This is a genomic window from Rhodopila globiformis, assembly GCF_002937115.1.
Classification (GTDB): Bacteria; Pseudomonadota; Alphaproteobacteria; order Acetobacterales; family Acetobacteraceae; genus Rhodopila; species Rhodopila globiformis.
On the sequence record NZ_NHRY01000232.1, the window covers coordinates 66,504 to 71,966 of the forward strand.

Sequence of the window (5,463 nt, forward strand, 5' to 3'; positions counted from 1 at the left end):
AGTCATCCGGAACTGTCCGTGCCTGTTCATCCTTCCGTAATTTTCAACACGGAGAAAGCGGAGGGCCACCAAGGGCCACGAAGACCGGACCTTGCTGGCGGATCGGGACCTGGCCAGGCGCAGGATCGGGCTGGTGCATCGCAGCACCGGCGCAGGCGTGCCCGGATGCCGCGTGCCTGAAGGCGGGGCGGCACTGCTTCATGGCCTGAGAGCCTGAAAATCAACCGGCTTTCTGGACGAATCCAAGAACTATTGCAAACCGTGAATCGGTTGAGACGAATGTGCCGGAACGGCAGCGACAGCCCTTGGAGGCACGGGTGCCGCCTTGGCGGCGAGGTTGCGCCGATGCAGCAACGGGCTGCGGCGTTGGCGGCCGATCGGCGATGTCGTACTGGCGGAAAATCCGCGAATTCCACCACCACGGAGACACAGAGCCACAGAGATCGAAACCGCCGCGTCGCCGACGGCTTCGTTGCAATCTCTGTGTCACTGTGTCTCTGTGGTGAACCATTGTCGGCCGCCGCAGGCACCGGCCATGATAGGGACGCACGCCTGTGGCAGCACCGTCGTGTGGTCTGAACGGGCGCTCCGGCCCGCGGCCCGAACAGAGCGATGCCGCCGCTGTATGCCTGCAAGCGAAGTCCCAACTGTTCCGCGCTATGCTGGAGCAACTTCGGCTCCGGCCAGGAGTCGATTGATTTTCAGGCTCTGACTCGTTCACACCGCTTCGTGGCCCTTGGTGATCCTCCATCGTCCTCCGTGTTGAAAACCGGTCGGCGATCGAGGCTCTGCCGCCGCCTTCGACCCCACCCGGGACAGTCGCACCGCTGGCCGCAAACGCCCGTTGCCGTTCGGCCCGCCATAGTCCGCAAGGGCTGGAGGAACAGGCGCTGAATTTCCGACGGGCGGTAGTAGGGCAGGGGCGCGATTCGCCCGGTGGGCATCAGGGTGGGCATCAGGGTGGGCATCAAGGTCCGCGGGCCGACGATGGGGCGGCCATGAAAATGACCAATTCTTCACATTTTGGATGCGGTGTCGAAAGCATGTTCGGCTATCCTTGCGCCGTGTTCCAACAACCGTGGAGACAAGCATGCGTCCGTCCCGAACTGTTCTTGCCGCCGGTGCGGCGGTTTTGGCGCTGACTGGCCTCGCGGGCGTTGCCTCTGCCGAAACAGCCAACGCCCATGTCATGACCGTCCGGCTGCCGGACGGAACCATCGAGCAGATCCGCTACAGCGGTGACGTCCCGCCGCGGGTCGTGATCGCCCCGGACACCGCGGCCTTCGCATCCCCGTTCGCCATGTTCGACCAGATGACGGCGCTGATGGACCGCCAAGCCGCGGCGATGATGCGGACGATCAATGCCATGATGGCACAGCCGTTCCCGGGCCCGGCCACCGAGGCCGCGTTCGGCGCCGTCCCGGCCGGAGCGGGCGTGTGCATGCACAGCGTCCAGATCACCTATACGGGTCACGGGCAGCCGCGTGTCGTTTCGCAGACCTCGGGCGATTGCGGCGCATCGGGGGCCACCGCCGTACCGGTACAACTGCCGGCGGCACCCGTCCCGGCTCATAATCCGCATACAATCGAGGTCAAGGCCGGCAACCCGTATCACAACCTGGTGCATCCGCTTATCGCCTGGAACAACTGACCCGATCAGCGTGTGACGGAGACAGGGTGTCTCCGCCTCGTGTCGCATCGGCATGGACCCGCTTTCAGAGCATCGGTTCCAGCATTCGTGCCGCGACCGGTGGCCCGAACGAGCCGCATTGGCTTTAAAACAGGCGGCCGGCAGCACGATGGTTGCCACTGCGTGATGGCCGGGCGTGTCCCGGCCATCCGCGTTTCGACGGTGGGGGTAGATGGCCGGGACACGCCCGGCCATGACGCAGTGGCAACGGATCGGGCGCCAAATCCCTCTCCATCCAACGCCCTGTCCTGATACGCATGGGGACACGCCCGGCCATGACGATAGGGCGACGACCACGCCCTGTTTCCCCTATAAGCCAGCGCGGGTGCAGCTGTCGGCTTCGCGGTGACCAGGATGCACCGACGGTCGTTCATGGCCTCCAGTGCGCCGGTCGATGCGGCCTGGCGGCAACATCCGCGCAGCCAAAAAGTCGCCTCCCTGGAAACGTCGTCGGTTCCGCTGCGTTGTGGCCCGGCATTCGAAGGAGGTTCCTGATGCGTTATCTGATCCTGGCCCTGCTGCTCGTGGGCTTTGCCGGCACCACCTACGCGGCGGACAATGCCACCGACAAGAAGCCGGCCGGCGCCGTCAAGGGCGCTGCTGTCGGTGGCCTCGCCGGCCATGAGATGGGCAGTGGCCACGGCGTGGCCGGTGCCGCCGTCGGCGCCGCCGCCGGTCATCACCAGGCCAAGAAGGCCGAGGAGAAATAGCAACAGTAGCGCCGCGCGGATTGCAACCCGGGTCGGGCCGATCTAGAGCACTGCCAGCCTGACCGGGCCGCGAGGCGACCGCAGGCTGATGAAATTGCTTGCGAAACGTCGCCCGGAGCGTTTCCGCCTGGGGTGGGAACGCTCCGGAACGGCCGAAAAACCGTCCGAGGAAAACGATCCGACATGAGTGCCACCGTCCTCTACTCCGAGAACATCTATCCCGACGACAGCGTCGAGCGCCGCATCTACGGACCCGGCGTGCGGGTGATCTTTCCGGGAGCCACGGCCGGCCTCGCGGATCTGCCGGATGATGCTTGCGCCGCCGCCGAAGGGCTGATGATCCTGCGCTACAAGGTCACCGCCGGCGACCTCGCGCGCTTTCCCCGCCTGAAGGCGATCTGCCGCATGGGTGTCGGCTACGACAACCTCGACCGCGCCGCCGCGGCGGAACGCGGCATCATGATCCTGAACGTGCCCGACTACGGCACCACCGAAGTGGCGGACCATGCCATGGCGCTGGCCCTGTCGCTGCGGCGCGGCCTGCTGCTGCATCACGACGCCCAGCGCGCCAACCCGGCGGCGCCGTGGCGCACCATCGAGGACCCGCTGCTGCGGCGGTCGTCGGTGCAGACCTTCGGCATCGTCGGCATGGGTCGGATTGCCACCGCCGTGGCGCTGCGGGCAAAGGCGTTCGGCTTCCGCGTCGTGTTCTTCGACCCCTACCTGCCGAACGGCGTGGAACTCGGCCTGGGCGTCGAGCGCGCCGCTACGCTCCCGGAACTGCTGCGCCAGACCGACACGCTGTCGGTCCACACCCCGCTGACCCGCGAGACCCGCGGCCTGCTGGGCCTGACGGAACTGTCGCTGCTGCCGCGCGACGCCGTGGTGGTGAACACCGCCCGCGGGCCGATCGTCGACATCGACGCCCTAGGGACGCTGCTGAAAAGCGGCCATCTTGCCGGCGTCGGGCTGGACGTGGTGCCGGTCGAGCCGCCGGTCGAGCCGGTGCCGGAACTGATGCGCGCCTACCGCGCCCGCGAGCCCTGGACGCTGGGGCGGCTGATCATCACGCCGCACTCAGCGTTCTTCACCCCGGAAGCCTGGCAGGACATTCGCGTGAAATCAGCCGAGACGATGCGCGCGGCGCTGCTCGGCCCGCGCCCGCAGAACGTCATCCCGCCGGAGAGCGACTGAGGGGCACCTGGAGTGCAGAAGCGGCTTGCCGTCTGGCCGGCAAACGGAAGTGATGGAATCATGGTGCTGTTGGTCCGGCAGGAGCGAGGTCTGAGAGGGTGCCTCTCCGGCGGGGACAGCGTGGTCGATGGCGCATTTCTGTTCGCACAGAGACGAACTGAGGGCTGTGGAGGGCCGCTGAGGATCAGGGGGACGTCGTATGGGCTGGTGCGGTTGTTGCCGTCGTGGCAAGCCGATTGCCTGATGCGGCTGCACGCCCGCCGGCGGTGGCGCATGGCTAAACCCGACCTTCACACAAGAATACTACAGCAGACCGCAGGTCGGTTGGGACACTGAGGCCCCCTGTCCTCATCGTCATGGCCCGGCTGGTCCCTACGCAATGCACACATCCTGGAAACGAGTGGGAAATGACCGTAAAATCAAGTGCTTGCCTGGGCGCCAAGAGCGTTCCCCCATCGTCATGGCCCGGCTTGTCCGGGCCACCTGTCGCGGCACAGGTGCTGGAATAGGTGGCCCGGACAAGCCGGGCCATGACGAAAGGGAAACGCAGCGGCGGACCGTTTCCGAGATGTGTGCATCCCGTAGGGCTCGTCCGGGCCACCTATCGCGGCACATGTGCTGGAACAGGTGGCGCGGACGAGCCGGGCCATGACGATGAGGGAGCGCCGTCGCCCTGTCTCAAGCGACCTGCGGCCTGCTGTAACGCTTAAATCATCGGCCGACTCCGAAAGAGGAATTCATTCACGCAGATGGGGTGGACGGCCCCAACGGCTCTGAGGCCCTCACAGGTCCTCAGCTTGTTCTCTGTGCGAACAAAAATACCCTCGCAACCGGGCTGTCGCGACCAAGCAGCGATCCAACAAAGCCGCCGTTCCGGCAGATCGTTTCGAGATATGCGTATCCTGCAAGGCTTGTCCGGGCCAACCGTTCCAGCACGCGTGCCGCGACAGGTGGTCCGCACAAGCAAGCCATGGCGATGCCGGAGCCTGCCCGGCCATGACGAGGGAGCCAACCGTCCTGCCCCAGACAGAACGGCCTCCCCCTATGACATCCAGTGCGGCGGCTGCCACTGCCAGCCGGAGGACGTGCGCGACCACCATCCGGGCATCCACATGTTGCCATGGCCCGCCGCCGGCACGTACTGACCCTTGGCCCAGACGTAGCCGCTGCCGTTCCAGTCCCAGTGCCCGGGCTGCCACATCAGCGCCTCGGCCGTCACCGGCGGCTTCGGCTGGGTCTCGGGGATCGGCGGTGGAACGGGCGGGTAGGGGTTGTTTTCGGCGAACTGGCCCTGGGCGCAGCCGAACAGCAGGCCGATCGCCAACAGGGCGGGGAAGACGGGAAGGTGCCTCATGGGTGCTCCGTCGAAACGGTGGATCATTCTGGCAACAAGACAGATACGACAGCCTGCGCGGCAATGCCCTCGCCGCGGCCGGTGAAGCCAAGCCGTTCCGTGGTGGTGGCCTTGACCGAGATGCACCCGGCCCCGACCCCCAGCAGCGAGGCCAGCCGCGCGATCATCGCCGGCGCATGCGGCGTGATCTTCGGCCGCTCGCAGATCAGCGTCACGTCGGCGTTCACCAGCCGCCCGCCGCGCGCGGCAATGCGCTCGGCCGCGTGCGCCAGGAACCGCGCGCTGTCGGCGTTCTTCCAGGTCGCCTCGCTCGGCGGGAAATGCCGGCCGATGTCGCCCTCGGCCAGCGCGCCATAGATCGCGTCGCACAGCGCATGAATGCCGACATCGGCGTCGGAGTGTCCCGCCAGGCCCTTGTCATGCCGCACCTCCACGCCGCACAGGAACAGCGGCCGCCCGGCCTCCAGCACATGCACGTCGAAGCCGGTGCCGACGCGGCAGACCCCGGCCCCCCC

General features: G+C 66.7%; 5 protein-coding genes. 3 read left to right on the top strand and 2 right to left on the bottom strand.

Going from position 1 to position 5,463, the window contains the following annotated elements:
• The first annotated feature begins 1,090 nt into the window (after window positions 1–1,090).
• The 3 genes from CCS01_RS22880 to CCS01_RS22890 all read left to right on the top strand — a co-directional run bounded on the left by CCS01_RS22880 (window position 1,091) and on the right by CCS01_RS22890 (window position 3,594).
• Window positions 1,091–1,651, top strand: coding sequence for a hypothetical protein (locus CCS01_RS22880; RefSeq protein WP_146101910.1), 561 nt, complete (start codon window positions 1,091–1,093; stop codon window positions 1,649–1,651).
• Between the two features lie 533 nt (window positions 1,652–2,184).
• Window positions 2,185–2,400, top strand: coding sequence for a hypothetical protein (locus tag CCS01_RS22885; protein WP_104521074.1), 216 nt, complete (start codon window positions 2,185–2,187; stop codon window positions 2,398–2,400).
• Window positions 2,401–2,583: 183 nt separating this feature from the next.
• Entirely contained in the window at window positions 2,584–3,594 is a 1,011-nt protein-coding gene (locus CCS01_RS22890) for a C-terminal binding protein (protein WP_104521075.1), read from the top strand.
• A gap of 1,042 nt (window positions 3,595–4,636) precedes the next feature.
• Here the strand turns inward: CCS01_RS22890 and CCS01_RS22895 are convergent.
• Together CCS01_RS22895 and ispF are read right to left on the bottom strand one after the other, a co-directional pair.
• Window positions 4,637–4,948, bottom strand: coding sequence for a YXWGXW repeat-containing protein (locus CCS01_RS22895; protein WP_104521076.1), 312 nt, complete (start codon window positions 4,946–4,948; stop codon window positions 4,637–4,639).
• Window positions 4,949–4,971: 23 nt separating this feature from the next.
• Window positions 4,972–5,463, bottom strand: a 492-nt coding sequence (gene ispF, locus CCS01_RS22900) for a 2-C-methyl-D-erythritol 2,4-cyclodiphosphate synthase (protein WP_239992357.1), incomplete at its 5' end; no start/stop codon positions are given.

Bases quoted from the DNA above. Each gene is read 5' to 3' on its own strand.
- CCS01_RS22890 (WP_104521075.1), top strand. From the start codon at position 2,584: ATGAGTGCCACCGTCCTCTACTCCGAGAACATCTATCCCGACGACAGC.
- CCS01_RS22885 (WP_104521074.1), top strand. From the start codon at position 2,185: ATGCGTTATCTGATCCTGGCCCTGCTGCTCGTGGGCTTTGCCGGCACC.
- CCS01_RS22895 (WP_104521076.1), bottom strand. From the start codon at position 4,948: ATGAGGCACCTTCCCGTCTTCCCCGCCCTGTTGGCGATCGGCCTGCTG.
- CCS01_RS22880 (WP_146101910.1), top strand. From the start codon at position 1,091: ATGCGTCCGTCCCGAACTGTTCTTGCCGCCGGTGCGGCGGTTTTGGCG.